The following is a 25,759-nucleotide window of genomic DNA, read 5'->3' on the forward strand; positions in this document are numbered from 1 at the left end:
CGTCATGCAACTCCTCCGATTTCTCGTATCGATTTCCTGGGCGCGCATCGCCGCGGTCGTCGCCGCGGGCCTGGTGTGCGGTGCGGCCAACACCTATCTGGTCACCCTGATCAACGGGGTGGTCTCGCCCGCGCCGCATCCGCGGGTCACCCTGGCGCAGTTCGCGCTCACCGGGCTGGTGGTGCTGGTCAGCGGCCTGCTGTCGCAGGTGCTGCTGATCCGGTTGGCGCAGGACGCCATCTACCGGCTGCGGGCCGATCTGAGTTCGAGCGTGGTGGCCGCGCCGCTCGAGCATCTGGAACGGCTCGGCACGCACCGCCTGGTGGCCACCCTCACCGAGGACGTGCGGGCGCTCTCCCAGGCGGTGACGGCGATTCCGGCGATCTGCATCGACGTGGCGACCATCATCGGCTGCTTCGTCTACCTCGCGATGGTCTCCGGACCGATCTTCGCGATCACCATCGCGGGCACGCTGCTCGGGGTCGCCTGCGTCGAGCTGTTCCTCGGCCGGGTGCGGCGCATCTACCGTGACGCCAGGGAGAACGAGGACGCGCTGCTGCGTTCGTTCCAGTCGGTCACCCTGGGGATCAAGGAACTCAAGCTGCACCGCGGCAGGCGCCGCGACTTCATGGACCGGCATCTGCTCGGCGCCGCCCGCGACCTGCGCACGCAGAACGTCGACGCCGGCTCGAAGTTCTCGGTGGCCCAGGGGCTCGGCCAGCTGCTGCAACTGGCGACGATGGCGCTGATCCTGTTCGCGGTGGCCGCCGCGATGGACCTGCCGCGCGAGGTGATGATCGGCTACGTCCTGGTGACCACGTTCCTGGCGATGCCGATGCAGAACTTCATGCACCGCATCCCGGACCTGCTGCGCGGCGACGTGGCGCTGGCCAAGATCCGCGCGATGAACCTGTCGCTGGAGACCATGCACGACGAGGAGCAGCTGCCCTACGCGCAGCGTCCCGCCGTCGAGTCGGCCCGGCTCGAGCTCGCCGGGGTGGAGTACAGCTACCGGCAGGACGCGCCGCCGCAGTTCCCGCCGGGCCCGCCCGGACAGCATCCCGGCGGCAGGCCGCCGCTGCCGCCGCCCGGCGCCGGCGGGCTGCCGCCGCAGGGTCCGCCCGACGTGAACGGTCATCGCACGGTCAGCCACGCGGGCGCCGACGGCAGACCGGTACCGCTCGGACCGCCGCCGCCCGGCGCCGAGGACGAGTCCGGCTTCCGGCTCGGCCCGGTGGATCTGGTGTTCGAGCCGGGGCAGATCACCTTCGTGGTCGGCGGCAACGGCAGCGGCAAATCCACGCTGGCCAAGCTGATCACCGGACTGTATGTGCCGCGCGCGGGCACGGTGCGGCTCAACGGCGAACCGATCGACCACCAGAACATCGAGTGGTTCCGGCAGAACACCTCGGCGGTGTTCACCGACTTCCACCTCTTCGAGGAGTACCTCGGGTTCGACGGCCCTGGTGTCGACGACGAGGTGCGGCGGTACCTGCGCGAGTTGCGGCTCGACGACAAGGTGACGGTGCGGGACGGGAGGCTCTCGACCGTGGCGCTGTCGCAGGGTCAGCGCAAGCGGCTCGCGCTGCTGACGGCACTGCTGGAGGACCGGCCGATCTACGTGTTCGACGAGTGGGCGGCCGATCAGGAACCGAAGTTCCGCGAGGTGTTCTACCGGGAGATCCTTGACGGGCTCAAGCGGCGCGGGAAGACGGTCATCGTCATCACCCACGACGACCGGTACTTCGATCGCGCCGACCGGCTGGTGAAGCTGGATTTCGGCCGGGTGGTGGATCCGGTCACCGTGCCCGGCTGACACCCGCCGCGTCGCGATGCCGGTGACTCCGCCGACGGGCGGGGTCACCGGGCTCGGTCATCTCCGTCGGTTCCCGGCCGTCATCTCGGCCACCCGGGTGGCCAGGGTCGCGCCCGCCGCCCGCAGCGGCTCGGTGCTGCGCAACGCCCGGCACAGGATGAACGCGCCTTCCAGCGCGGCCAGGATCGCCAGGATCAGTTCCCGGGCGTGCGCCTCCGGCAGCCCGCGGCGCTGGAAGTACGCGGCCCCCTCGGCGACCCAGGAGCCGATCACCTCGGCCGTCACCGCACGCAGGCCGGGCTCGCTGTCGGCGATCTCGCCGGCCACGGTGCCGACCGGGCACATGTTGATCCAGCCGGTCTGCTCGATCTGGTCGGCCGCGGCGGCGAACGCGGCCGGGACGGCGTCGCGCAGGTCGGCGTGCTCGTCCATCAGCAGTGGGATCAGCTGCAGGTAGGCCGCGCCGGACTCGCGCAGGGCGGCGGCGGCCAGCTGGGGCTTGCCCTCGGGGAAGTGGTGGTAGAGCGAGCCCATCGGCGCGGCGGCGGCGACGGTGATCTGTTTGACGCTGGTGCCGTGGTACCCCCGCACGCGCAATTGCTCGGTCATCGCGGTGACCAGGCGTTCCCGCGTGCTGCTCGGCATCTTCCCGGTTGACATCTGCTCGGCCACGGTTCCAGACTAGAGCAAATACTCTAGAGCGATCGCTCGAATGGAGGCTCGGGATGCCGACCGTCGAACTCGCCGCGGGCAGGCTGCACTATGTGGAGCGGGGGGACGGGCCGCCCGTCGTCCTGCTGCACGGCCTGCTCATGAACCACACCGTGTGGGACGAGGTGCTCGACCTGCTGCCCACCGGATTCCGCTACGTCCTGCTCGACCTGCCGCTCGGCGCGCATCCCGAACCGCTGCGCCCCGGCGCCGACCTGAGCCTGCACGGACTCAACCGCCTGGTCGCGGACTTCCTGGCCGCCCTCGACCTGCGCGACGTGACCCTGGTGCACAGCGATTGGGGCGGTGCGCTGTTCCTCACCGCGTACGGCCTCGACGAACGGGTCGGTGGCCTCATCGCACTGCCCTGCGAAGCCTTCGGCAACTTTCCGCCCGGACTGCCGGGCCGGATGGCCGTGATCGCCACGCGCGTGCCGGGCGGCGTGCCGTTGGCGTTGCGGCAGTTGCGGATTCCGTGGTTGCGGCGCTCACCGCTGTTGTTCGGGTGGATGGCGCGCGGCGGGGTGTCCGACGAACTGGTGCACGGGTGGACCGAGCCGGGGCTGCGCGATCCGGGCATCCGGCGCGACCTGCTCGCCTACGCGCGCAGCGGGTTCCACCAGCGTGAGCTGATCGCGAACACCGAAGCGCTCCGGCGCTTTTCCGGGCCCGCGTTGATCCTGTGGTCGTCCGCGGGGAAAGTGATGCCGCGCGAGCACGGCCGCGGGCTGGCCGAATTGATCCCCGACGCGCGGCTGGTCGAGATCGATGACGCGTATGTCCTGTCGATGCTCGACCAGCCGCGTGCGGTGGCCGCGGCGATGGGCTCGTTCCTGCTCGCCCACCGGGCCGTCTCCGACCGCTGACCGCCCGGGCGGCGGCCTACTGCGCGGCGGGAGCGGACTCCACCGGGACCAGCGAGCCCTCGATCGCGCCGACGCCCGCGCCGATCAGCGCACCCACCGCGACCGCGGGTGCGGCGACGAACGCGTAGCCGAGCACCGCGCCGATCACCGGCATCACGACCAGGCCGGCGGGCAGGAACGGAATGCCCGCGATGAACCCGGCCGCGGCGCCGACCATCGCGCCGGCGCTGGAGATGGGCGAGGCCACCGTGTTGGCGACGACCGCGCCGATCGCCGCGTCACCGATCACCCGTTCGGCGATCACGTCCGAGCGGGCCGGATCCATGCCGGTGCTGTCGAGCATGGTCGACAGCCCGTTCTCCACGTCCGCCGAGCCCTGGTTGATCTGGGCGGCGGTCTCCGCCGGGACGAAGTCCGGGCGCGTGATCGAGACACTGCCGATCGTGATGTCGTTCGCGACCGGCGGCGCGGCGGGCGCGGGCGGCACCGGCTCGTCGATCGCGGTCGCCGCGGGCACGACCGCCGGAGCGACCGGGTCGGCGACCGGTGCGGCGGCGGCCTGCGGTCCGGCCACCGGCGCGCCGAAATTGGCCGCGGCGAACGGGATCGCGCGCAGTGGCGCGCCGCCGTCGACCGGGCCGACGGGCAACTGCGCGATCGGCGCGGTGAACGGCTGGTCGTCGGCCAGTGCCGGCGTGGTCCCGACCACCGCCACACACATCGCCCCGCCGAGCAGGACGGTGGCGGGACGCAGGACGAACGAACGGTGTGGAGCGGTGGGCGTGCGATGTTTGCCCATGGGCTACCTCATTCCGAAGGGAGGACGACCTATCGGATCTGATTCGGAGCGAGGCAACCCGTGGATGAGGCGAGCGGGTCAGCTCGCCGGCGGCTCCGGCGGCAGCGGCGCGTTCGCGCCCTCGACCGCACCGACACCCGCCCCGATGACGGCGCCGGTCACGATGGCGGGCACGGTGATCATGGAGTAGACCAGCGTCGCCCCCACCACCGGCCCGACGACCAGACCGGTCGGCAGGAACGGGATACCGAACAGGAAGCCGATGCCGCCGCCGACGAGCGCGCCCACACCGGCCGCCACCGGCGCGATCGCGATGCCACCGATCGCCGCGCCGATCGCCGCGTCGCCGATCACGTGTGCGGCGATCTGATCCGAGCGTCGCGGCTCGAAGCCGGTGCTGTCGAGCACATCCGACAATCCGTCTTCCAATCCGGCCGCACCCGCGTTGATCTGGGCGGCCTGTTCGGGCGGGAGAGCGCCGGGACGATCGAGCTCGACCCGGCCGATCCGGACCCGATCGGTCTGCGGCGCCGCGCTGTCGGCGACGGGAACGAGGCCGGGGTCGGTGTCGGCCGGAACGGGGGCCGCCGCCGGGGCAGGCGTGGCTGCCCCGAAGACTTCGGGTGGGGCGACGGCCTCGACCGGCCCGGCCCCGAGCGCGGGCATCGGCAGCGCGGGCATCGGCTCGGCCGCCGGGGCAGGCAGGGCCGCGAGGGGCGCGGGCACGCCGGGCGGGGGTGGTGCGAGGGGCGGGGGCGCCAGCAGGCCGAGTGCCGCGTCGACCAGCTCGGCGAGCCCGCCCGGCGGCGCGCCGGGCACCTGCCCGACGGCGTGGATGACCGGCACCTGGATCGGCGGCGGGGCCGGGTCGGCCAGGGCGGGACCGGTCCCGACGACGGCCGCGCACACGGCTCCGCCCAGCAGGACGGTGGCCGGGCGGAGGATGAACGAGCGATACGGAGCTGCGGGCTTGCTGGATGTGCCCATGGGCTACCTCATTCCAGGAAAGGAGGACCTGTGGAACCGATTCGTAGCGAGAGCGCCGAGCGGATGAACGAGATCGAGCCGAGTTCGATCGTAGTTGGACCGGCGTCGGCGCGACGTGATAAGAGGGTTGTCATGTCACGTTCACCGCTCGTCTGCCCCGGAGACACCGTCGTCGCGCGCCGGGGCGTCCCCGCGCGGCGGGGCGCGGCGGCGGCGTGAGGACGCCGGAGGAGTCGCCGGCGGTTCGCGGGCGCACCGCGTCCGGCACCACGGCGCGCACCAGCACCTATCGCAGCGACCTGGACGGGTTGCGCGGTATCGCCATCGCGCTGGTGGTGATCTTCCACATCTGGATGGGCCGGGTGTCCGGCGGCGTCGACGTGTTCCTGGTGCTCGCCGGCTTCTTCTTCACCGGGTCACTGCTGCGGCGGGCCGAGACGGGGGAGGGGGTCGCGCTGCGAGCGACGGCGGCCCGGCTGGGCAGGCGCCTGCTGCCCGCGCTGGTGGTCGTCCTGGTCACCGTCGCCGTGGTCGGCGTGCTGACCAGGCCCTACACCCAGTGGACGGATCTGGCGTCCCAGACGCTGGCCTCGCTGCTGTACTACCAGAACTGGCACCTGGCGCTGTCCTGGTCGGATTACCTCGCGGCCGATCCGTCGGTGAGCCCGCTGCAGCACCTGTGGTCGATGTCGTTGCAGGGCCAGTTCTATGTGGCGACGTTGCTCGGCATCGCCGCGCTGGTGTGGGTGTGCCGGACGGTGGGCAGGCCGGCGGCGCTGCGCCCCGCGGTCGCGCTGGTGCTGGCCGTGCTGGCGGCGGCCTCGTTCGGGTACGCGGCGCGCGGGGTGGGACTGCACCAGGGCTGGAACTACTACGACAGCTTCGCGCGCGCCTGGGAGCTGCTGGCGGGCGCGCTGATCGCGGTCGCGTTGCCCGCGCTGTCGCTGCCCCGGGTGCTGCGGGTGCTGCTGGCGCTCGCCGGGGCGACACTGGTGCTGGCGTGCGGCTGGATCGTCGACGGCGCCGCGCGCTTCCCCGGCCCCGCCGCGCTGATCCCGGTCGGCGCGACGCTGGCGTTGATCCTGGCCGGGCAGAACCTCGCGACCGGGGCGCTGCCGTTGCCGAACCGGCTGCTGGCCGCCGCGCCGATGGTGCGGCTCGGTGAACTGGCCTACGCGCTGTATCTGTGGCACTGGCCGTTGCTGATCTTCCTGCTCGCCGAGCGCGGCACCCCCACCATCGGCGTGGAGGGCGGTCTGGTGGTGCTGGCCGGCTCGCTGGTGCTGGCCTACCTGACCCACCGCTACGTCGAGCAGCCGCTGCGCGCCCCCGCCCCGGCCCGGCCGCCGCGCGCGCAGACCGGGCGTCACGTGGTGCTGGCGCTCGGCGTGAGCCTGCTCGCGCTCGCCGTCACCGCGCAGGTGGTGGCCGGTCTGCTGCCGCCGCGCCCGGTCTCCGAACTCGATCCGATCCGCTATCCCGGTGCCGAAGCGCTGGTCGGCGGCGCGCACACACCCCGCGCGGACATGCGGCCCACCGTGTTCGAGGCCCCGGCCGACGCCGCCTACCCCACCCACGACGGCTGCATCGCCGATTGGGACACCCGCGAGGTGATCACCTGCGACTACGGCGACACCGCCGCCGAGCGGACCATCGCGGTGGTGGGCAGTTCCCACGCCGAGCACTGGGTGCCCGCGCTCGACCTGCTCGGACGCGAGCACGGCTTCCGGATCGCGGTCTACCTCAAGATGGGCTGCCCGCTGACCGTCGCCGAGGAGGTGTCGTACAAGGGGCAGGCCATCCCGGACTGCCGGGACTGGTCGGCCGAGGTGATCGACCGGCTCGGCGTGGACCGGCCGGAGTGGGTGTTCACCACCGGCACCCGTCCGCGCGACAAGACCGGCGACGAGACCCCCGCCGACTACCTGGCGGTGTGGACGCGGCTGTCCGAACACGGCCTCAACGTGCTGGCCATGCGTGACACCCCGTGGCTGCGCCGCGACGGGGTGCGCTACCGCGCCATCGACTGCCTGGCCCAGAACGGCGACCGCTACAGCTGCGGCATGCGCCGGGCCGACGCGCTCGACCCGGTCAACCCGGCCGAGGAACCGGCGACGTCGTTTCCGAACGTCTTCCCGCTCGACCTCTCCGACGCCGTCTGCGAGGTCGACATCTGCCCGGTCGTGGAGGGCAACATCCTCATCTACCACGACGAGCACCACCTCACCGCCAGCTACTCGCGGTCGATGGCGCCGGAACTGGGCCGCAGGCTCGGCCCGATCCTCGGCTGGTGGTGACGGACCCCGTGACGCGGTGACGTCGGCCGGAACAGCGCGGTGACGTCGGCCGGATCAGCGCGGTGTCTCCGCGCGCCGGGCCTTGCGCAGCGACAGCCTGCCCGGCTGGCGCTCCTCGATCGCCTCGCCGACCATCGCGCGCACGGCGTCCCGGAGGCCGTGCAGCGGCGGCCTGCTGATCAGGCCCGCGCCGGGGTCCTTGCTCAGTTCCCGCCACAGCGCCCAGCACAGGGCGAGCATCACCAGCACGAACGGTAGCGCCACCAGGATCGTGGCCGCCTGCAGCGAGGCCAGTCCGCCTTCGAGCAGCAGCACGGCCGCGACCGCCGACATCAACGTGCCCCACAGCACCACCAGCCACGACGGCGGATGCAGCGACCCGCGGCTGGTCAGCGAGCCCATCACCAGCGAGGCGGAATCGGCGCTGGTCACGAAGTAGGTCATCACCAGGATCATCGACACCCAGGAGGTGATGGTGCCCAGCGGCAGCGCCTCGAGCATGCCGAACAGCGAGGCTTCCGCGTCGGCGGCGATCGCGCCGAGGTCGGCCACCCCGGTGGTGGTCAGCCGGATCGCGGTGCCGCCCATCACGCAGAACCACACCACGGTCACGCCGCTGGGCACCAGCAGCACCCCGACCAGGAACTCCCGGATCGTGCGCCCGCGCGAGATGCGGGCGAGGAAGGTGCCGACGAACGGCGCCCAGGACAGCCACCACGCCCAGTAGAAGACGGTCCAGGCGCCCATCCACTCCGGGTCGGCGTTGGCGCTGGTCCTGGTCGCCAATTGCAGCAGGTTCGCCAGGTAGTTCCCGACCGCGGGCGGGATGGTGTCGAGGATGTAGACGGTGGGCCCGAGCACGAACACGAACAGCATCAGCAGTGCCGCCAGCCCGACGTTGATGGTGGACAGCCACTTGACGCCGCGGTGCAGACCGGAGAACGCCGAGGTCACGAACGCCGCGCCGAGGGCGATGATGATGATCAGCTGGACGGTCACCGTGTCGGGTGTGCCGAGGGTGAGGTTGAGGCCCTTGGCGACCTGCAGCGCGCCGAGCCCGAGGCTGGTGGCGGTGCCGAAGACGGTCGCGAACACCGCGAGCAGGTCGACCGCCTGCCCGATCCAGCCGCGGGCCCGCCGTTCGCCGATGAGCGGCACGAACGCCGAGGACAGCCGGTTGCCGCGGCGTTTGCGGAAGGTCGCGTAGGCCAGGGCCAGCCCGACGATGCCATAGATCGCCCACGGCGTCAGCGTCCAGTGGAACAGCGAGAACTGCATGGCCACATTGGCCGCGGCCGTGCTCTTGGCCGCGACGTCCATCGACGGCGGCGGGGAGACGAAGTGCTGCAACGGTTCCCCGACGCCGAAGAACATCAGGCCGATGCCCATGCCCGCGCTGAACATCATCGCGATCCAGGCCAGATTGCCGAACTCGGGTTCCTCGTCGTCCGCGCCGAGCCGGATGCGGCCGAACTTCACCGCGATCACCACACACAGCACCAGGAACAGGTCGGCGGCGATGACGAACAGCCATTCGAAGTTGTCCAGCACCCACTGCAGCGCGGTGTCGGAGGCCCGGCCGAAGCCGGTCTGGTCGACCGCCGCCCAGATCAGGACGGCGGCCACGGCGGCGACGCCGATGCCGATCAGGCGCGCGTCGGGTCTCGGTGTAGACGTGCTCTCGGTATCCATCACCCTCCACTATGGTCGGTAACGATGAGTTCGCCGAATGGACTCGCCGCGTCGACTCGCGCGGAGATCGCCCGGTCAGCGGCCGATAGCGGGATCGCCACGCGGATGCGAGCTGCCTCGGGTACGCGCGTGTTCACCGGCGGCGCTAGGCTCACCCGGGAAGCAGCACCGGACGCGCCGGGCCGGCGGGGGCGGGGTGGGACCGGGTCCCGTCGTCGGCGGAGCGCGGCGGTGCATCGACGCGCCGAGGGGGGACGCACATGTGGTTCGTGGTCGACACCGCCGAGCCGGACAAGGGGATCCGGCACGTGCCCGAGGACGGGCCGGCGCGCACGCGCTCGCTGACCCGGGCGATCCGGCCGAATTCACTCGCCGCGGTGGCCGTTTCGGTGGTCGGGCGGGCGATCGAAGCGGCCCGCCCCATCGGCCGCGAGGTTCCGGTGCGCGGTGAGGACCACCGCGTGCTCGCCATTCCGGTGCCGGGCCCGGACGGGGCGCCGCTCGCGGTGCAGCTGTGGGCCGCGGCTGCCCGGGTGACGCCGCCGGAGCCGCCCGCGGTGGACGTCTTCGTCTGGGACGGGCCGCAGTGGACGGTGCGCAGCAGCGGTGCGGGCGGGCCGGTGCTGCCACCCGGGCATCCACTGCTGCACGGCGCCTGGTTCCTGTCCAGGATCATCGAATGCGAGGGCCGCGACCGGCTGATGAGCGCGGCGCTCGACCCGCGGCCGGGGGTGTTCTGGCAGGGGTCGATGCAGGTCCGCACGCCCGACGATCGGACGACGCGCGTGTTCGGGTTCTTACGTCCGCACGGCACGAGCGCACTGCGGGCGGTGCTGTTGCAGATCGAATCGGCGCGCGCGCCCGGCCTGGTGCCGCCGACCTATCATCACGACGCGGCCGCCGCCCTGCTCGACGGGGCGACCGCGCTGATCGACCTGCAGAGCCTGCAGATCATCGAATGGCTCACCCCGCCGCCGGCCGGTATCGCCTGGCGTCACCACCCGGCCTCGCGTGAGCTCGATCCGGCGCCGGACGGACGGGAATTCTCCCTGGCGACCACGCATCTGGTGCACCCGGACGATCTGGCCCGGTATCTGGAGGCGCTGCGTGATCTGAGCGAGCACCGGCGCGACGAGGTGCGGATCCGGGTCCGGCTGCTGACGGTGCGCCGCGGCTGGCAGCTCGTCGAGTTGTACTGCGTGCGGCTGCCGAAAGGGTTGCCGCGCTTCGCCACCTGCCTGATCCGGATCGCTCGATGATGACTCCGGTGTTGCCCGCCGGGTTCCCGCATCGATAGCCGAGCGTTCGCCAGCGCGGGCGGGAGGGACGGGAGGCCGCGCGCGGACAAGGGGACACCGCAGCGGACGAGACGATCGCCGGGCCGCGCCGCGCGGGCCGCATTTCAGGACATTCGTCCAGTTCAGCGCGGCCGTGGCCGGGGACAAGGGTGCGGACATGTGCCCGGACGCATCATGATCGAGTTGGTAGCATGGCGGTTCCAGCCGACCGGATGCGGGTGCGCTCGCGGATGCACCTCGAGAGAGTTTTTCCATGCAGTTTGAAATCGTCGAGCGGGACGAAACATGGGTCGCCGGTTTGCCCGTCCGCAGTCCGAAACGCGCGCTCGGGGAACTGCGTGACCACGACCTCGAGGCGGCCTGGGCGGCGGTGCTGCACCAGGAGCTCGGCGGGCCGCTGGCCAGCGCCTACACCGACTACACCGGTGAGCTCGGCACCTACAACACCCAGATCGTCGGCTATCAGTGCCGGTCGTTCGACGAGGTCACCCGGGGTCATCTGGTGGCGCGCCTGCCGCGCGGCAGCTACGCGCGGTTCTCCTCGGTGGGGAACTTCCCGCAGGTGATGACCGACCTGTGGACGCAGATCGCCTACGCCGAGGAACACAAGCAGATCAAGCGCACCTACACCGGAGATTTCGAGTGCTATCCGCACGCCTACAAGATCGAGCTGTACCTGGCGGTCGATCCACGATGACCTACACGATCGCGGTCCGCGGCGAGGCGATCTACGGCGGGCTGGTGGTACCGCGGGTGCGGCCGAGCTTCAAGGTCAGCAACAGCGATCTGATCGAGTTCCTCAAGGACCGGCTGCGTGACCGGGACGCGGGCGAGGAGCTGATGTACACCGTGTACGTGCCCGATCCCGCGGGCAACTACAACGCGATGGTGTGCTTCGAGTACGCCGAGCCCGGCCTGGTCCCGGTGGGTGATCTGCTCGTGCGGGTACCCAAGGGGGTGTACGCGCGGTTCGCGCCCAACGGCGACTATCACGATCCGGTGGAGGATGTGTGGGCCCAGGTCGACGACGCCACCGCGTCCGCCGAGATCACCCGGGCCTACCGGGAGGAGATCGAGGTGTGGCGGGGCCGCGACCAGGTGGAACTCTACATCTCCATCCTCGTCTGATTAGCTAAGCGTTAACTGTCGATGAACCGACTGGTCTTCAGGTTCTGTCATGTCCAGCCGATTTCATCGGCATGACCTGCAGATTTGTCGGGTCGTGCGAAGAGTTTCCGCCGAAGTAACCAGATTCCTGGTGAATTCCTGTGAGATGACGGATACTGCCGTTGGCAACTCTCCCGATGTCGGCGACGGGGGAGAGTGGGTACGGCCGAGCCCGGGTCGGGCACGGTCAGCGGTGACAACGGAGTAGGAACACCATGACTGTCGAGACGGTCGCAGTCGGCGCCGGGGGCGCACGTGAGACCGAGGTGTTGCGGTTTCGCGACATGCAATCCGGTTACGTCTTCCATGTGACTACTCCGGATGCCCATCCGGATCTGTGGCGGCGCTACCTCGGCGGAGCATTGCAGGTGTATCGGCAGTACGGCGTGGAATCGGCACTCGAATACGACCGGGTAACCGACGGGCGATCCACGTCGCTGTTCTTCGCCGCGGTCGATCCCGAGGGCGCGATCGTCGCGGGACTGCGCGCGCAGGGCCCCTACCGCAGCGCCGCCGAGGCGCACGGCCTCGGCGCCTGGACCGGCAGACCGGGAGAAGCCGCGCTGCGCACCATGATCGGCGACCGCATCGGTGAGGGCGTGGTCGAGGCCAAGGCCGTCTGGGTGTCCCGCGAGGCCGCGCACCGGCCGCATCTGGGTGCGGCGGTGGCCCGCTGCGTCGTGCACTCCGCCTGGTTGCTCGGCGCGCGGTGGGGTTTCGCGACCACGGCCGAACACAGCATCGCGCTGTATCGCTCCAGCGGCGGCCGCGTCGCCGGCGAGATCGCCCCGGTGCCGTACCCGGACGAGCGCTACCGCACCGTCCCGCTCTGGTGGGATACCACCGCCTACCGCCTGCACGCGACCCGGTCGCAGAGCGCGCTCACCATGATCGAGCGCGCCGCGCTGCGCGCGTGGGGTGTGCCGCGGCCGGTGCTCGCGACGAAGGGCGGGGCGGCGCGATGACCGACGAGGCCGACCAAGGCGCCGAGCACCGGCCACTGATCCTCGACGAGCACGCCGACGACGACGCCGCCGCGCTGGCCCGCCTGCGCACCACCCGGTCGATCCGCATCCTCGACCTGCGCGACCCGCTGCGGGCGGAGCTGGCGAAGGTGTGCGATCCACCGGAGGGGCCCGAATCGGACCGCTGGGTCTACTACCCCTGGCGGCGGGTGCTGGTCGGCCTGCCCGGCCCGCGCACCTTCCGCGCGGTCCGGCTCGACCGCAACCGCAACAAGCTCACCCGCGCCGAACAGGCCGCCCTCGGCCGGATGAAGGTCGGCATCGTCGGCCAGAGCGTCGGACACGCCATCGCGCACACGCTCGCACTGGAGGGCTCCTGCGGGCTGCTGCGGCTGGCCGATTTCGACGACATCGAACTGTCCAACCTCAACCGGGTGCCGGGCACCCTGTTCGACATCGGCGTGAACAAGGCGGTGGTCACCGCGCGCCGCATCGCCGAACTCGACCCCTACCTGCCCGTCGAGGTCATGACCTGCGGTGTCGAGGACGGCAGCGTCGACGAATTCCTGCACGGGCTCACCCTGGTGCTCGAGGAGTGCGATTCCCTCGACGTGAAATTCGCCGTGCGTGAGGGCGCGCGCCGACACCGACTGCCGCTGCTCATGGACACCAGCGACCGCGGCCTGTTCGACGTCGAACGCTACGACCTGGAACCCGATCGCCCACCCTTCCATGGACTGCTCGGCGCCACCACCGCCGCCGACCTGCGCGGTCTGACCACGAAAGAGAAAGCGCCGCACGTCATGCGGATCCTCGACCCCGGCGAGCTGTCCGCCCGGATGGCGGCCAGCCTCGCCGAGATCGACGAGACCGTGACCACCTGGCCGCAGCTCGGCGGTGACGTGCAACTCGGCGCGGCGATCGCGGCCACCGCGGTGCGCCGGATCGGGCTCGGCCTCAAACTGTCCTCCGGCCGCACCCGGGTCGACCTCGAGCGCGCGCTCGACGGGCTCGCCGAACCCGCCCCGGTCGAGGATCTGGTGTGGGACGACGGACCCGAACCCGGCCTGCTCCCGCCCGGCCCGCCGCGCGCCAAGGTGGCGGGCACCGCGCAGCGCGCGCCCTCGGGCGGCAACGTGCAGCCGTGGACGCTGCACCTGACCGACGAAGAGCTGCGCATCGCGCTGGATCCGGGACGCTCCTCGGCCATGGACATCGGCTACCGCGGCAGCGCGGTCGCGATCGGCGCCGCCCTGCACAACGCCAGGGCGGCCGCCGCCGCGCACGGCCTGCTCGGCGAGCACCGCCTGATCGAGGACGAGAGCGCCCCGCTCACGGCGGTCCTGCGCTTCGGCGCGGGCAGCGACCAGCTGTTGGCGCGGGACTATCCCGCCGCGCTCACCAGGGCGACCAACCGCAGGCTCGGCACCGGCGCGCCCATCCGTGACGGCGTGCTCGCCGCCCTGGCGGCCGCCGCGCGCGCGGCGGGCGGGCGGCTGCACACCCTGACCGATCGCGCGGCGCTGGCCGAGGCCGCCGAATTGCTCGGCGGCTCCGATCGGGCCCGCTTCCTCACCCCGCGCCTGCACCAGGAGATGTTCGAGGAACTGCGCGGCCCCGGCGAGGATCTGCGCGACGGCATCGACCTGCGCAGCATGGAACTGGCACCCGACGAGCACGCCAAACTCCGCATCGCGGCCCGGTCCGATGTGATGGACCGACTGCGCGAATGGTCCGGCGGCCGCGCGCTCGGCGAACTGACCAGGGACCGGGTGCTGTCGAGTTCGGCGCTGGTCGCGGTCACCCTGCCCTGCGAGGGCGGCCGCGACGCGGCCTCGCTGAGCGACTACGCCCGGGCAGGCGCGGCCCTGCAACGGGTGTGGCTGGAGGCCGGACGACGAGGGCTGGCCGTGCAACCGGTGTCGCCGGTGTTCCTCTACGCACACCGCGCCGAGGAGCTGACCGCGATTTCAGAGGATTTCGCGGATACACTAACGTCACTTCAGGGCCGTTTCCTGGACCTGCTGGGAGTGCCAGGGCATGAGATCATGGCGTTGGTGCTTCGTCTGAGCTACGCGGCAGCAGCCACGGTCCGCAGCAGGCGGTTACCAGCGCCGGGTGCGGGCCAGGGCAGCTAGCACGATCGGAGACAAGGTGCCTCGGCGAACGCTCGACTCACTGGTGACGCAAGTCGCCTCCGAGTTGATGGGCGTCGACGCCACCACCATGGTGGCGTCGAGCGAACGGGTGCTGGCCAAGCTGGTCGAGCATTTCGACGTCGACTTCAGCTACCTGCGCCACACCAACCGGGAGAACCGCACCACCGTGCTGGTCGCCGAATGGCCGCACCGCGCCGACGTCCCCGACCCCGATCCGCTGCGCGTGGTCCGCTTCGCCGACGCCGACTCGGTCTTCCGGGAACTCGAGCACGCCACCGAGCCGATCATCGTCCGGCCCGGCCACGATTCGGCCGACTACCAGGAGACCATCCGTAAATCCTCGGGAATTCCGAAGGTGGCGATGGCCTGCGTGCCGCTGGTCTCGCGCGGGGAGTCCACCGGCGTGCTCGGCTTCATCAAGGAGGGCGACCGCAGCTGGAGCACCCGCGAACTCAACGTGCTCAAGGCCATCGCCGCGCTGTTCGCCCAGGTGCAGGCCAGGGTGGTGGCCGAGGAACGGTTGCGCTACATCGCGCTGCACGACGACCTCACCGGCCTGGCCAACCGCCGGGCCCTGCTCGAATACATGGAGGACCGGCTGCGGCCCGGCAGCCCCGGCCCGGTGGCCGCGTTCTTCCTCGACCTGGACCGGCTCAAGGCCCTCAACGACTTCCTCGGTCACACCGCGGGCGACAACTTCATCCGCACGCTGTCCTCCCGGCTGCGCGAGAACCTGGACCCCAACGACATGATCGCCCGGCTCGGCGGCGACGAATTCGTCATCGTGCCCGCCAAGCCGATGGACGCCGTCGCGGCCGAACTCGAGGCCACCCGGTTGCAGCAGTTGATCGGGCGGCGCGTGACCGTCGGCGGGGAATCGGTCAGCCGCGGCGCGAGTGTCGGTGTCGCCGTGGGCATTCCGGGGCAGACGACGGTGGCCGACGTGCTGCGCCGCGCCGACCACGCGCTGCTGTCGGCCAAATCCGGCGGCGGCAACGGCGTCGCGGTGTTCACCGACGCGATGCGGGCCCAGTTCGAACTCCAGGACGACGTGGAGCTGAACCTGCGCGGCGCGGTGTCCGACGGCTCCCTGCTGCTGCACTACCAGCCCGAGGTGGATCTGCGCACCGGCCGGATCGTGGCGCTCGAGGCGCTGGTGCGCTGGATGCACCCCACCCGGGGCATGCTGCCGCCCGCCGCGTTCGTCACCGTCGCCGAGGCCACCAACCTGGCCGGGGAACTGGGCCGCTGGGTGATCCGCACCGCCTGCGCCCAGTTCGCGGAATGGCGCAGGCGTGGGCTGGCCGCCAACACCGTGATGCGGATCAACGTCTCACCGGTGCAGCTGGTGAGCCTGGATTTCGTCGAGCGGATCGAGGACATCCTGCGGTTGTTCGGCATCGACGGCAGCTCGGTCTGCCTGGAGATCACCGAACACGTCGTCGTGCAGGATCTCGCGCGCACCCAGGTCACCCTGCGCGGACTCAAGCGGATGGGGGTTCAGATCGCCATCGACGACTTCGGCACCGGCTACAGCTCGCTCTCCCACCTCAAGGCGCTGCCGGTCGACGCGGTGAAGATCGACCGCGGATTCGTGCAGCGACTCGGCGCCAGCACCGACGACCTGGCCATCGTGAAGTCCATCATCGGCCTGGCCGGCTCGTTCGGTCTCGGTGTGGTCGGCGAGGGCGTGGAGACCGCGGTCGCGGCCCGCACCCTGGTCGGCCTGGGTTGCTATCGGGCCCAAGGGTTCCTCATCGCCCGCCCCATGCCCGCCGACGAAGTGGAGGCGCATCTGGTGACCGGGCGCATCCCGCTCGACCTCGACCTGCCGCGCGCGGTCCGCGGCGTCGCCAAGCGCTGACCGCCGCTTCCCGCGTTCTTTCCCGACTGTTCACCGCGCGTTGCCCGGCTGGGTTCCGGTGCCCGCCACCATCGGCGGAGTGCGCATCGTGCAGCTGGCCAATTTCTACGGCCCCCGCTCGGGTGGGTTGCGAACCGCGCTGCACCACCTGGGCGCCGGGTACGTCGCCGCCGGGCACGAGGTGGTGCTGATCGTGCCGGGACCGCGCAGGCGCGAAGAGGTGTTGCCCGGCGGCGCCGTGCGGATCACCCTGCCCGCCCTGCCCATCCCGTGGACCGGCGGCTACCGCGCCGCCGACCCGCGCCGCGTCGCCGACGTGCTCACCGGCCTGCGCCCCGACGTGCTCGAGGTCTCCGACCGGCTCACCCTGCGCGGCTTCGGCCGCTGGGCCCGCCGCCGCGACGTGGCCGGCGTGATGATCTCCCATGAACGCCTCGACCGGCTGCTCGGCCAGGTACTGCCCGGCCCGCTGGCCCGCCGCTGCGCCGACATCGCCAACCGCCACACCGCCGCCGATTACGACATCGTCGTGTGCACCACCGAATTCGCCCGCGCCGAATTCCGCCGCATCGGCGCGCCCAACGTGGAACTGGTGCCGCTGGGCGTCGACCTCGACCTGTTCAGCCCCCGCCGCCGCGACGGCCGCCTGCGCGCCGACCTCGCCGCACCCGGCCACCCGCTGCTGGTGCACTGCGGACGGCTGTCGGTGGAGAAACGCGTCGACCGCAGCATCGAGGCCGTCGGCGAACTCAACCGGGCCGGTGCACCGGTCCGCCTGGTCGTCGCCGGCGACGGACCCCGCCGCGACGCGCTGGAGAAACGCGCCCGCAGCGTGCCCGCCCTGCCCGACGGCAGGCCCGCCGTCCACTTCACCGGCTTCATCTCCGACCGCCACCGGGTCGCCACCCTGCTCGCCACCGCCGACGTCTCCCTCGCCCCCGGCCCGCACGAAACCTTCGGCCTGGCCGCCCTCGAAGCCCTCGCCGCGGGCACCCCCGTCGTCGCCAGCCGCTCCTCGGCCCTCGCCGACATCGTCACCGCCGACTGCGGCGCCATCGCCGACGACGACCCCGCCGCCTTCGCCACCGCCGTCACCGACATCCTCGCCCGCCCCCGGCCACCCGCCGCCGCGCCGCCCGCCACCGCGCCGAACAATTCACCTGGGGACGAGCGGTATCCGGCATGCTGAACCTCCTCGCCCGCTGACCCGCGTTCCGGCCAGCCGAAGGGCTCACCGCGTCCAGCTCGGGACGGAATCACCTCGGCGGTCCGGATCAGCTGCGATACTCATGTGAAAGAGCGCCGAGCCGCAAGATCCGCATCACTGCCCCCTCACACGGGTCGACCATTGACCCGGCGCTGAGCGGTTCAGCCTTACCTCATGATCCGGGCGGGAGCATGGCGAGGACTTCGGTGGCGATTGCGGTTATGGCGTCGCACGGGTGTGGGGGGTTGGGTACGAAACCGTAGTCCTTGTAGTAGAAGATCAACATGCCGCCGGTGATCTGGACGTGGAGGACGCAACTCGAACTTTCGATCCAGTCGTCTCCACGTGCTCTGCCGTCTTGGGGACCGGCGATTTCTGCGGGTCGGCCGCCCACGACGGTTTCTTGGTATGTCAGCTTCTGCCAGCCGGCGGCGGTGCCGAGCGTTGCGCTCGTCACCGCGATGCCGATCCGATATTCTTCACGACGCACGAAGTAGCAGCCCTTGCCGGGTGATGGGCCGATCGCCGGGCCTGGGCCGAAAGGCATCGGGCTTTCGAAATTGTGGGCGGCGATGAACTCTGGCGAGATGTCGGTGCACGGATCGAAGTAGCTCGGTATGAGTGCGGTTGTCGTGACCCGGACTGCGGCGTTGTCTGCGCTCTCTCCGCATGATGCGATCGTGCACGCCATGCCGATGATTGCGACACTCGCCATCCAGCTCTGCTTCATGCTCATTTGGTGGTGGCCTTCCCGGTGAGGAACCGCTCCAGGTCGTCTTCCTCCTGGGCGAGCCCGGCCAGGATCTCGGTTGTGTGTTGGAGCGTATAGCGATCCACGAAATCGAATAGACCGCGTTCTCGAAGCATGTGGTTCAAGGCCTCTTCGGATGTCGCGGTGATCTTTCGGACGTCGACCGGAAGTCCTTCCTGGTCTACGAAATCTACTCGGTTTCCGGACCTGTCGAATCCATACTCGGGAAGCTGGCCTTGCCGGAACAATGAGTCGACTATCTGTTGACGAATGGCGTGTCTGGTGTCGCGGTCGATATTTTGCGGGTCCGGGTACGGCATGGTCTCGGTTGTCGGTTCCGGATTCCACTTGTTCATCGCCGCTTCATAGCCTTGATCCTTGATGACGTCGAACACGGCATTTCCGATCATTCCTGGCCCGCCCTTACCCGGAATCTCCATGTTGTCGAGCGTCAGACTCTTCACGATTTCGCCGGCCTTCTGGCGGTTCTCGTATGTTTCCTGTTGTGCGTTGTTGTGTTCGGCGAGTTTCTGCTCGTTCTGGTACGTGAGCGCGTTCGTGATCGCGTTGGTGATGCGGCCGTCGAGTTGGGCGAGGTTGTTGCCCTGGGTCTCCAGAATGCGAGCCGGGTCGCCGCCTTCGTCTGCGAGCGCCCGGGCGATCAGATCCGCCTCGTACTCCTGGCGGCTGGTCTCGAGAAGAAGTCGCCCGGCCTCGGATTGGCTTGCGAGGAACAGAAGTCGGTCGGCGTCGGTTGTCTCCAGCACCGCTCGTTGCCCGGAAGGTGCATCGGGGTCGGGTTTCACCGTGCTCTCGTCGTGGAGTGGGCTTTCGTAGGAGGGGATGTTGGTACCCATCACGTGCGCGAGTGCGTCCGCCAGCTTGGGGTTGGCGTTGAACGCTTGGACGTTGCTTTCGAACACCGAGGAGTCACCGTCGGACTTTGGAATCCGTTGGCCGTCCTCGGTGAGCTCTGTCGGTGCGAAATAGTCGGGCAGCTGGGACAGAACCTGGTTGGCTCGCAGCCCTTCTTCGCCGGGCTTTCCGGAATCGTCCGCTACCCACTCCAACAGGTTCGATGCGGCAGCACCGTCGTCGGACCATTCATGGTGGAAGATCGTGTTGCGGAACTCATTCGGATCGAACCTGCTCGGCTTGTACTCCTCTCCCACGGCGGGCACCTCCGGCATGTCATTACCCGTCAATAAGGAGTAGTTGACCTCGTCGTTGCGGGTGGCGATGTCCAGCAACGACGCAGCGCCCGACTCGATGGTTTCTCGGTCACCTTCGTCGAAACCGGTGGGAAGGTTGCCGTTGAAGTTCTTGTCGACGTCGTCGAGGTAGTCCGCCATGTCGGCGGCCTGACGCCCGAGTTCGACGCCGAGTTCCTTGCCGGGTTCGATTCCGGGATGTGACTGGCCGAGGAGCTCGCCGAACGCGCTGAGGTCGCGGAAATTCTCGGCCAGTTCGGGCGGCCCGGTGTAGGCGCCGATGAAGTCTTCGGAACGCCCGGAGATCATGCCACGCAGATCGGCAGGCAGGTTCTGGTATGAGCCGTTGGGGCCGTTCGGGCTGGACACCTTTTCGTTCGAGATGGCAAGGATGCTGTTGGCGAGGTTTGTTCTTTGCGCAGCAGCAAGGGGGTCACCGGCTCGCTCCTTCGCGAGCAACTGCTCGTTGAGCCCGAGAACGCCTTCCTTCCCTGCCTGCTGGAAGAAGGACCGGTAGTAGTCTTGGGTACTGGCCGGGAGCGTATCGATCCCCGTGCCATTCGCCAGCGCGTCCATCTCGTACTGGCTGAGGATCGGCTGCGGCATTTGGGCGAGTATCCGGTCGACAGCTGCTTGATCGCCCTTCGCGACGGCGTCCGCGAGGGCCTTCCCGTCCTCCGAGCCGAACCGTGCTGCCTGGCTGTCGGCGTCGGCGACATCGAGGCTGGAGCCGAGTAGGTCGCCCGCGGAGCGGATCTCGACAGCCTGTTCAGCAATCCTCTGCGCTGCTCTGGAGACGGAATCCTCGAACGACCAGAACGCCGCGTTGATCAGATCCTGGTGGGCCTTGCGAGTGTCTGGATCGACATTTTCGTAATCCATCACTTTCCACGCGTCGTCAACGACCATGCCAAGTGCCTGTGCGTCGGCTACGCGTCCCTGCACGACGCGTAGATGCGCCTCCACATCGGAAATATGCTGGAAAGCGATCTGTTCCAGTTCCTCTACTTCTCCGGACAGCTTGCGAATCTGATCGTGGTCCTGCGCTACACGATCGTATGCAGCGGAGTAGGCCGAACCCTGCCATTCGACGTCGCGAAAGTAGTTGCGCGTGCTGTCGGCGTGCTCCATCAGATCCTGTCTGGAACTGGACGCCCGACGGATCCATTCGCGTACGGCCTCGAAGTTCCATGCTTCGACCTGTGACCGCTTAAGCATGGTGCACGTCCAACGCGGCCAGTGCATTCGCGAACTGCTCGTCGGTGGTCTCGAGTTTGTCGGCACACTGCGTGCAGAGGGTCGCGACCTGGCGGTATCGCTCCGCGGCACGCAGATAGGCGCCCTCAATGAACTCTGCTGCTTGGGCGATTGCGGGAGGGATACCTGACCCCGCGCCGCCTTGCCCGTCCGGGAGGGCGGCTGCCACACCGTCCGCAGCGGTACGCACATCGATTCCGTCGATGCGGTCTCCGGCTTCCTTCAGCTTGGCCGCGAGCTCGCGGATTTGGGTGACATCAGCTTCGAGCACACCGCCCCCTGGGAATTTTCCTATGAACCGCGCATGACAGTGTAGTCAGGCGTTCACGGGCCGACTGTGGGTCGCTTCCGCGCGCACTGCAGTTCCCAGTCTGATGAAGCTCACCCCTCGGTGCGGGCGCTCAAGACCGCGTCGTAGAGCTCTCGCCGGGACACACCGGTGGCGGAACTCACCTGGGCGCAGGCGTCTTTCAACCGGAGGCCGTCTTCGACGAGGGCTTCGACCTCGGGGACGAGGGTGGTGGGGTCGGTGGCGGTGGGGGTGGCGCCTGCGAGGACGACGGTGATTTCGCCGCGGGCGCCGTCGACGGCCCAGGTGGCCAGGTCGGCGAGGGTGCCGCGCACGACTTCCTCGTAGGTTTTGGTGAGTTCGCGGCAGACGGCGGCGCGGCGGTCGGGGCCGAGAACCTCGACGGCGTCGGCGAGGCAGTCGGCGAGGCGATGGGGTGCTTCGAAGAAGACGCAGGCGCGGGGCTCGGTGCGCAGGGTGCGCAGCCATGCGCGGCGGGCGCCGGATTTGCGGGGTGGGAAGCCGTCGAAGCAGAACCGTTCGACCGGGAGCGCGGACAGCGCGAGCGCGGTGGTCACGGCGGAGGGGCCGGGCAGGCAGGTGACCGGGAGGTCGCGGTCGACGCAGGCGGCGACCATCCGATAGCCGGGGTCGCTGACCGAGGGCATGCCGGCGTCGGTGACGAGCAGGACGGTGCGGCCCGCCGCGATGTCGTCGAGCAGCGCGGGGATGCGGGCGTTCTCGACATGGTCGTAGAAGCTGACGACCCGGCCGGTGATCTCGACACCGAGCGCCTTGGCCAGCGCCCTGGTGCGGCGGGTGTCCTCGGCGGCGACGACGTCGGCGGTGGTCAGCGCGTCGCGTAGCCGTTGTGACGCGTCACCGATGTCGCCCATCGGGGTGGCCGCGAGCACCAGCCGCCCGGTGGTCGTGCCGCTGGGATCGGACTCGCCTGTCACCGGGCTCCTGTCTCGCCGTCGTCGCTGGATCACCGCCAGCCTAATCGGGCCGACGAGTACCGCGAACGGGTGACTCCGCCCGAGCGCCGGACGACGCGCGGACACCCGGACCGCATACGATCGGGTCGTGACCCAGGTGACCGACCGCGCGACCGCACCCGGGGCCGTGGCCACCTGGTCGAGCCCCGCCCCGCTCCGCCCGACACCGGATTTCGGCCCGACCGACCGGTTGCGCGGCTGGCTGGTCACGCTGGTACTCACCGCACTCGCGGCGGTGACGAGGTTCAGCGCGCTGAACTACCCGACCGACGCGGGCACCCCGGTCTTCGACGAGAAGCATTACGCCCCGCAGGCCTGGCAGATGCTCACCGGCGGCGGCGTGGAGGACAACCCCGGCTACGGGCTGGTGGTCCATCCGCCGGTCGGCAAACAGATGATCGCCATCGGCGAGTTCCTGTTCGGCTACAACGGCTGGGGGTGGCGGTTCACCGCGGCGCTGGCGGGCACGTTGCTGGTGCTGCTTGTCATCCGGATCGTGCGCAGGATGACCCGCTCGACGCTGATCGGCGCGATCGCGGGCATCCTGATGATCGCCGACGGCCTGCTGTACGTGTCCTCGCGCATCGGGATGCTGGACATCTTCATGGCGCTGTTCGTCACCGCCGCGTTCGGCTGTCTGATCGTCGACCGCGACGACGTGCGGGCCCGGCTGGCCCGCGCCGACGCCGAGGGCCGGGCCGCGCTCACGGCGTGGGGGCCGCGGCTGGGCGTGCGCTGGTGGCGGTTCGGTGCGGGCGTGCTGCTGGGGCTGGCGTGCGGGACGAAATGGTCGGGCCTGTATTTCGTCGCGGCGTTCGGTATCCTCAGCGTCTGTTTCGACCTGACCGCGCGGCGGGCCTACGGGGTGCCGAGCCCGTGGCGGGGCACGGCGCTGCGTGATGTGGGTCCGGCGCTGTATGCGCTGGTGGTGGTCCCGCTCGGGGTGTACCTGGCGACCTACTGGGCCTGGTTCGCCAGCGAGACCGGCGTCTACCGGCACGCCGTCGGCAACCAGATCGGCACGGACGGGCGGTGGTCGTTCCTGCCCGACGCGCTGCGCTCGCTGTGGTTCTACAGCGGGGAATCACTGCACTTCCACGAGGGCCTGACGAATTCGGCGGGCAACCATCATCCGTGGGAGTCCAAGCCGTGGACCTGGCCGATGGGCTTGCGCCCGATGCTGTACTACTACGCCGACAACGTCAACGGGTGCGAGCCCGGCCAGTGCGTGAAGGCCGTGATGCTGATCGGCAATCCGGCGATCTGGTGGATCGCGCTGCCGGTGCTGGCCTGGGCGCTGTGGCGCAGCGTGGTGCGCCGTGACTGGCGCTATGCCGCGGTGCTCACCGGATACGCCGCCGCGCTGTTGCCCTGGTTCCTCACCCTGGACCGGCAGATGTACTACTTCTACGCGGTGCCGCTGGCCCCGTTCCTGATGATGGCGGTGGCGCTGATGCTCGGCGACGTGATCGGCCCCGCCCGCGCGGCTCCGCGCCGCGTCGCCGACCCGCACGCCTTCGCCCTGCCCGATGAACGGCACAGCCTGGGCCTGCTCGCGGTCTGCCTGTATCTGGGCCTGGTGGTGGCCGCGTTCGTGTGGTTCTGGCCGATCATGTCGGCCATGGCGATCACCCCGGACGAGTGGCACGTCCGGCTCTGGCTGCCCAGCTGGCGCTAGCCGCGGCGTTCATCACCGGGTGCCGACCCGGTGGGCCGGCCAAGGGCGGCCCGCAGGTAGTGCAGCGCGTCCTCGTCGTCGAGGCCGAGCCTGCGGATCGCCGCGAGGTAGGCCGCGGCCGCCCGCCCGGCGGCATCGCGGGTGGGGTCGCCCGAGGAGGCGATGAACGAGCCCTGCCTGCCGCGGGTTTCCAACACGCCGTCGGCCTCGAGTTCCCGGTAGGCGCGGGCGACGGTGTTGGGCGCCAACCCGAGTTCGGCGGCCAGTGCCCGCACGGTCGGGATCTTGGTGCCCGCGGTGAGTTCACCGGAGCGGACCCGGGCGAGGACGGCCAGCCGCAGCTGTTCGTAGGGTGGTTCGGCGGATGTGGGATCGATGGTGACGCTCAGCACGGGCAGCTCAGATGGTGTCGCGGGACAGGGGGCAGGACAGGCAGCGCGGGCCGCCGCGGCCGGAGCCGAGTTCGGAGCCGGGGATGGTGAGCACCTCGACGCCGGCATCGCGCAGCCGTGCGTTGGTCATCTCGTTGCGCTCGTAGGCGACGACGACGCCCGGCGCGAGCGCCAGCGTGTTGTTGCCGTCGTCCCACTGCTCGCGCTCGGCGGTCACCACGTCGAGCCCGGTGTCGATGACCCGCAGCTTGCCGATGCCCATCGCCTCGGCGGCGGCGGGCAGGAAGGGGTCGGGTCCGCTCATGGTGACCCCGCCCTGGTCCTCGCGCCCGCCGTAGTCCTCGTCGCGGCGGATGGTGAACGCCGTCAGTTCGTCGCGCAGCGCCGGGTACATCACCACCGCGTCGGTGTCGACCATCGTGCACACGGTGTCCAGGTGCATGGTCGCCCGGCTCTGCGCGATCGGCACCACCAGCACGGTGTGCGCGAGGCCGTCGTCGAACAGGCTGCGCGCCAAGGCTTCCGCGCCCGCCGGACTGGTCCGCTCGCCGACCCCGACCGCGACCACACCGGGACCGAGCAGCAGCACGTCGCCGCCCTCGATCGGCGCGGTGTGCGACTCGTAGGCGCGGCGCACGCCGAGGAAGCGCGGGTGGAAGGCGTAGATGAGGTCGGTGAGCGAGGTCTCGCGCATCCGGGCGGGCAGGGCCAGCGAGGTGATCGCCACCCGCGGGCCGACCCAGAACGACGAGTCGCGGGTGAACAGCAGGTTCGGCAGCGGGTCGATGACGAAGTCGCCGCCGTGGTGCATCCGCCGGACCAGGGAGGTGCCGTCCGGGCCGAACGGCAGTTCGTCGAAGGTCATGCCCGCCATCAGGATCTCGGCCAGTTCCCGGGCGGCCACGCCACGCAGGAAGGCCGCGAGCTCGTCGGCGAGGGTGTGCCCGAGCCTGCGGGCGTCGACAGCCGCGGAGATGCCCTGGATCCGGGCCGCGCCGCTGACGTCGAGCGTCTCGGCCAGCAGATCGGCCAGCAGTAGCACCTCGACGCCGCGCTCGCGCAGCAGCCCCGCGAAGATGTCGTGCTCCTGCTGCGCCCGCTCGACCCAGGGGATGCCGTCGAACAGCAGCTGGTCGTTGTTGCGCGGGGTGAGCCTGCGCAGTTCGCCACCCGGCCGGTGCAGCAGCACCGTGCGCAGCACGCCCACCTCGGAGGTGACGCCGTACCCACCCGCGTTCGTCCAGCCGTGGTCCATGCTCCGACCGTAGTTCGCCCGGGCCCGCCGGGCACGGAATTCGTGGCCGGGAACGATCGCGGCGGCGGATCGCCCGCCGCCGGAAAGACACACACATGCG

20 protein-coding genes and 1 pseudogene are annotated in these 25,759 nt (G+C 70.3%); 11 read left to right on the forward strand and 10 right to left on the reverse strand.

What is annotated here, in order from left to right; genetic code table 11:
* The first annotated feature begins 4 nt into the window (after nucleotides 1-4).
* Complete coding sequence (locus AMO33_RS24180; RefSeq protein WP_060594391.1) at nucleotides 5-1,816, forward strand: ATP-binding cassette domain-containing protein; 1,812 nt, start codon at nucleotides 5-7, stop codon at nucleotides 1,814-1,816.
* A gap of 57 nt (nucleotides 1,817-1,873) precedes the next feature.
* On the opposite strand, the gene AMO33_RS24185 is transcribed toward AMO33_RS24180, so the two are convergent.
* Nucleotides 1,874-2,476: a TetR/AcrR family transcriptional regulator gene (locus AMO33_RS24185; RefSeq protein WP_076573919.1), complete on the reverse strand. Its 603-nt coding sequence runs from the start codon at nucleotides 2,474-2,476 to the stop codon at nucleotides 1,874-1,876.
* A 65-nt stretch (nucleotides 2,477-2,541) separates the two neighbouring features.
* Between AMO33_RS24185 and AMO33_RS24190 the strand changes: the two genes are divergently transcribed.
* Entirely contained in the window at nucleotides 2,542-3,393 is an 852-nt protein-coding gene (locus AMO33_RS24190; protein ID WP_060594392.1) for an alpha/beta fold hydrolase, read from the forward strand.
* A 16-nt stretch (nucleotides 3,394-3,409) separates the two neighbouring features.
* Here AMO33_RS24190 and AMO33_RS24195 read toward each other — a convergent pair whose 3' ends face one another.
* Nucleotides 3,410-4,192: a hypothetical protein gene (locus tag AMO33_RS24195; RefSeq protein ID WP_060594393.1), complete on the reverse strand. Its 783-nt coding sequence runs from the start codon at nucleotides 4,190-4,192 to the stop codon at nucleotides 3,410-3,412.
* Between the two features lie 78 nt (nucleotides 4,193-4,270).
* Complete coding sequence (locus AMO33_RS24200) at nucleotides 4,271-5,179, reverse strand: hypothetical protein (RefSeq protein WP_060594394.1); 909 nt, start codon at nucleotides 5,177-5,179, stop codon at nucleotides 4,271-4,273.
* A gap of 215 nt (nucleotides 5,180-5,394) precedes the next feature.
* Between AMO33_RS24200 and AMO33_RS24205 the strand changes: the two genes are divergently transcribed.
* Entirely contained in the window at nucleotides 5,395-7,476 is a 2,082-nt protein-coding gene (locus AMO33_RS24205; RefSeq protein WP_060594395.1) for an acyltransferase family protein, read from the forward strand.
* A 54-nt stretch (nucleotides 7,477-7,530) separates the two neighbouring features.
* Here the strand turns inward: AMO33_RS24205 and AMO33_RS24210 are convergent, their stop codons facing one another.
* Nucleotides 7,531-9,168, reverse strand: a complete 1,638-nt coding sequence (locus tag AMO33_RS24210) for a BCCT family transporter (RefSeq protein WP_060594396.1) — start codon at nucleotides 9,166-9,168, stop codon at nucleotides 7,531-7,533.
* A 260-nt stretch (nucleotides 9,169-9,428) separates the two neighbouring features.
* Here AMO33_RS24210 and AMO33_RS24215 point away from each other — a divergent pair, with 260 nt between their 5' ends.
* From AMO33_RS24215 to AMO33_RS24245, 7 genes and pseudogenes are all read left to right on the forward strand, one after another.
* Nucleotides 9,429-10,427 carry a GAF domain-containing protein gene (locus tag AMO33_RS24215; RefSeq protein WP_060594397.1) on the forward strand — a complete coding sequence of 333 codons (999 nt, stop codon included), beginning with the start codon at nucleotides 9,429-9,431 and terminating at the stop codon, nucleotides 10,425-10,427.
* Between the two features lie 292 nt (nucleotides 10,428-10,719).
* Nucleotides 10,720-11,163 (forward strand): GyrI-like domain-containing protein, encoded by a 444-nt coding sequence (locus AMO33_RS24220; protein ID WP_011211455.1) that lies wholly within the window; start codon nucleotides 10,720-10,722, stop codon nucleotides 11,161-11,163.
* Nucleotides 11,160-11,594, forward strand: a complete 435-nt coding sequence (locus AMO33_RS24225) for an effector binding domain-containing protein (RefSeq protein WP_011211454.1) — start codon at nucleotides 11,160-11,162, stop codon at nucleotides 11,592-11,594. Before AMO33_RS24220 ends, AMO33_RS24225 begins: the two co-directional genes overlap by 4 nt.
* 254 nt (nucleotides 11,595-11,848) lie before the next feature.
* Nucleotides 11,849-12,598, forward strand: coding sequence for a hypothetical protein (locus AMO33_RS24230; RefSeq protein ID WP_174520492.1), 750 nt, complete (start codon nucleotides 11,849-11,851; stop codon nucleotides 12,596-12,598).
* On the forward strand, nucleotides 12,595-14,736 hold the full coding sequence (locus AMO33_RS24235; protein ID WP_060595129.1) for an Rv1355c family protein: 2,142 nt from the start codon (nucleotides 12,595-12,597) through the stop codon (nucleotides 14,734-14,736). Before AMO33_RS24230 ends, AMO33_RS24235 begins: the two co-directional genes overlap by 4 nt.
* Before the next feature lie 43 nt (nucleotides 14,737-14,779).
* Nucleotides 14,780-16,621, forward strand: coding sequence for a putative bifunctional diguanylate cyclase/phosphodiesterase (locus AMO33_RS24240; protein WP_170916174.1), 1,842 nt, complete (start codon nucleotides 14,780-14,782; stop codon nucleotides 16,619-16,621).
* A 79-nt stretch (nucleotides 16,622-16,700) separates the two neighbouring features.
* Nucleotides 16,701-17,827 (forward strand): annotated as a pseudogene (locus AMO33_RS24245) (glycosyltransferase).
* A gap of 173 nt (nucleotides 17,828-18,000) precedes the next feature.
* On the opposite strand, the gene AMO33_RS24250 reads toward AMO33_RS24245, so the two are convergent.
* From AMO33_RS24250 to rsmI, 4 genes are all read right to left on the reverse strand, one after another.
* Nucleotides 18,001-18,564: a DUF3558 family protein gene (locus tag AMO33_RS24250; RefSeq protein WP_062954242.1), complete on the reverse strand. Its 564-nt coding sequence runs from the start codon at nucleotides 18,562-18,564 to the stop codon at nucleotides 18,001-18,003.
* Nucleotides 18,561-20,921 (reverse strand): TPR repeat region-containing protein, encoded by a 2,361-nt coding sequence (locus AMO33_RS24255; protein WP_228809403.1) that lies wholly within the window; start codon nucleotides 20,919-20,921, stop codon nucleotides 18,561-18,563. Before AMO33_RS24255 ends, AMO33_RS24250 begins: the two co-directional genes overlap by 4 nt.
* Nucleotides 20,922-21,000: 79 nt before the next feature.
* Nucleotides 21,001-21,318 carry a hypothetical protein gene (locus AMO33_RS32695; RefSeq protein WP_076573897.1) on the reverse strand — a complete coding sequence of 106 codons (318 nt, stop codon included), beginning with the start codon at nucleotides 21,316-21,318 and terminating at the stop codon, nucleotides 21,001-21,003.
* Nucleotides 21,319-21,428: 110 nt separating this feature from the next.
* Nucleotides 21,429-22,232 (reverse strand): 16S rRNA (cytidine(1402)-2'-O)-methyltransferase, encoded by an 804-nt coding sequence (gene rsmI / locus AMO33_RS24260; protein ID WP_041561376.1) that lies wholly within the window; start codon nucleotides 22,230-22,232, stop codon nucleotides 21,429-21,431.
* Between the two features lie 190 nt (nucleotides 22,233-22,422).
* On the opposite strand from rsmI, the gene AMO33_RS24265 reads away from it, so the two are divergent.
* Nucleotides 22,423-24,012, forward strand: coding sequence for a dolichyl-phosphate-mannose--protein mannosyltransferase (locus AMO33_RS24265; protein ID WP_060594400.1), 1,590 nt, complete (start codon nucleotides 22,423-22,425; stop codon nucleotides 24,010-24,012).
* Here AMO33_RS24265 and AMO33_RS24270 read toward each other — a convergent pair.
* Together AMO33_RS24270 and arcA are read right to left on the reverse strand one after the other, a co-directional pair.
* On the reverse strand, nucleotides 24,009-24,404 hold the full coding sequence (locus tag AMO33_RS24270; RefSeq protein ID WP_082668795.1) for a GntR family transcriptional regulator: 396 nt from the start codon (nucleotides 24,402-24,404) through the stop codon (nucleotides 24,009-24,011). The two genes, AMO33_RS24265 and AMO33_RS24270, sit on opposite strands and share 4 nt — an antisense overlap.
* Before the next feature lie 7 nt (nucleotides 24,405-24,411).
* The gene (gene arcA / locus AMO33_RS24275) at nucleotides 24,412-25,659 is read right to left on the reverse strand and encodes an arginine deiminase (RefSeq protein ID WP_011211444.1); all 1,248 of its coding nucleotides are present in this window, start codon (nucleotides 25,657-25,659) and stop codon (nucleotides 24,412-24,414) included.
* Between the last annotated feature and the right edge of the window lie 100 nt (nucleotides 25,660-25,759).

The sequence above is a fragment of the Nocardia farcinica genome (assembly GCF_001182745.1).
In the GTDB taxonomy this organism is placed as follows: Bacteria; Actinomycetota; Actinomycetes; order Mycobacteriales; family Mycobacteriaceae; genus Nocardia; species Nocardia farcinica.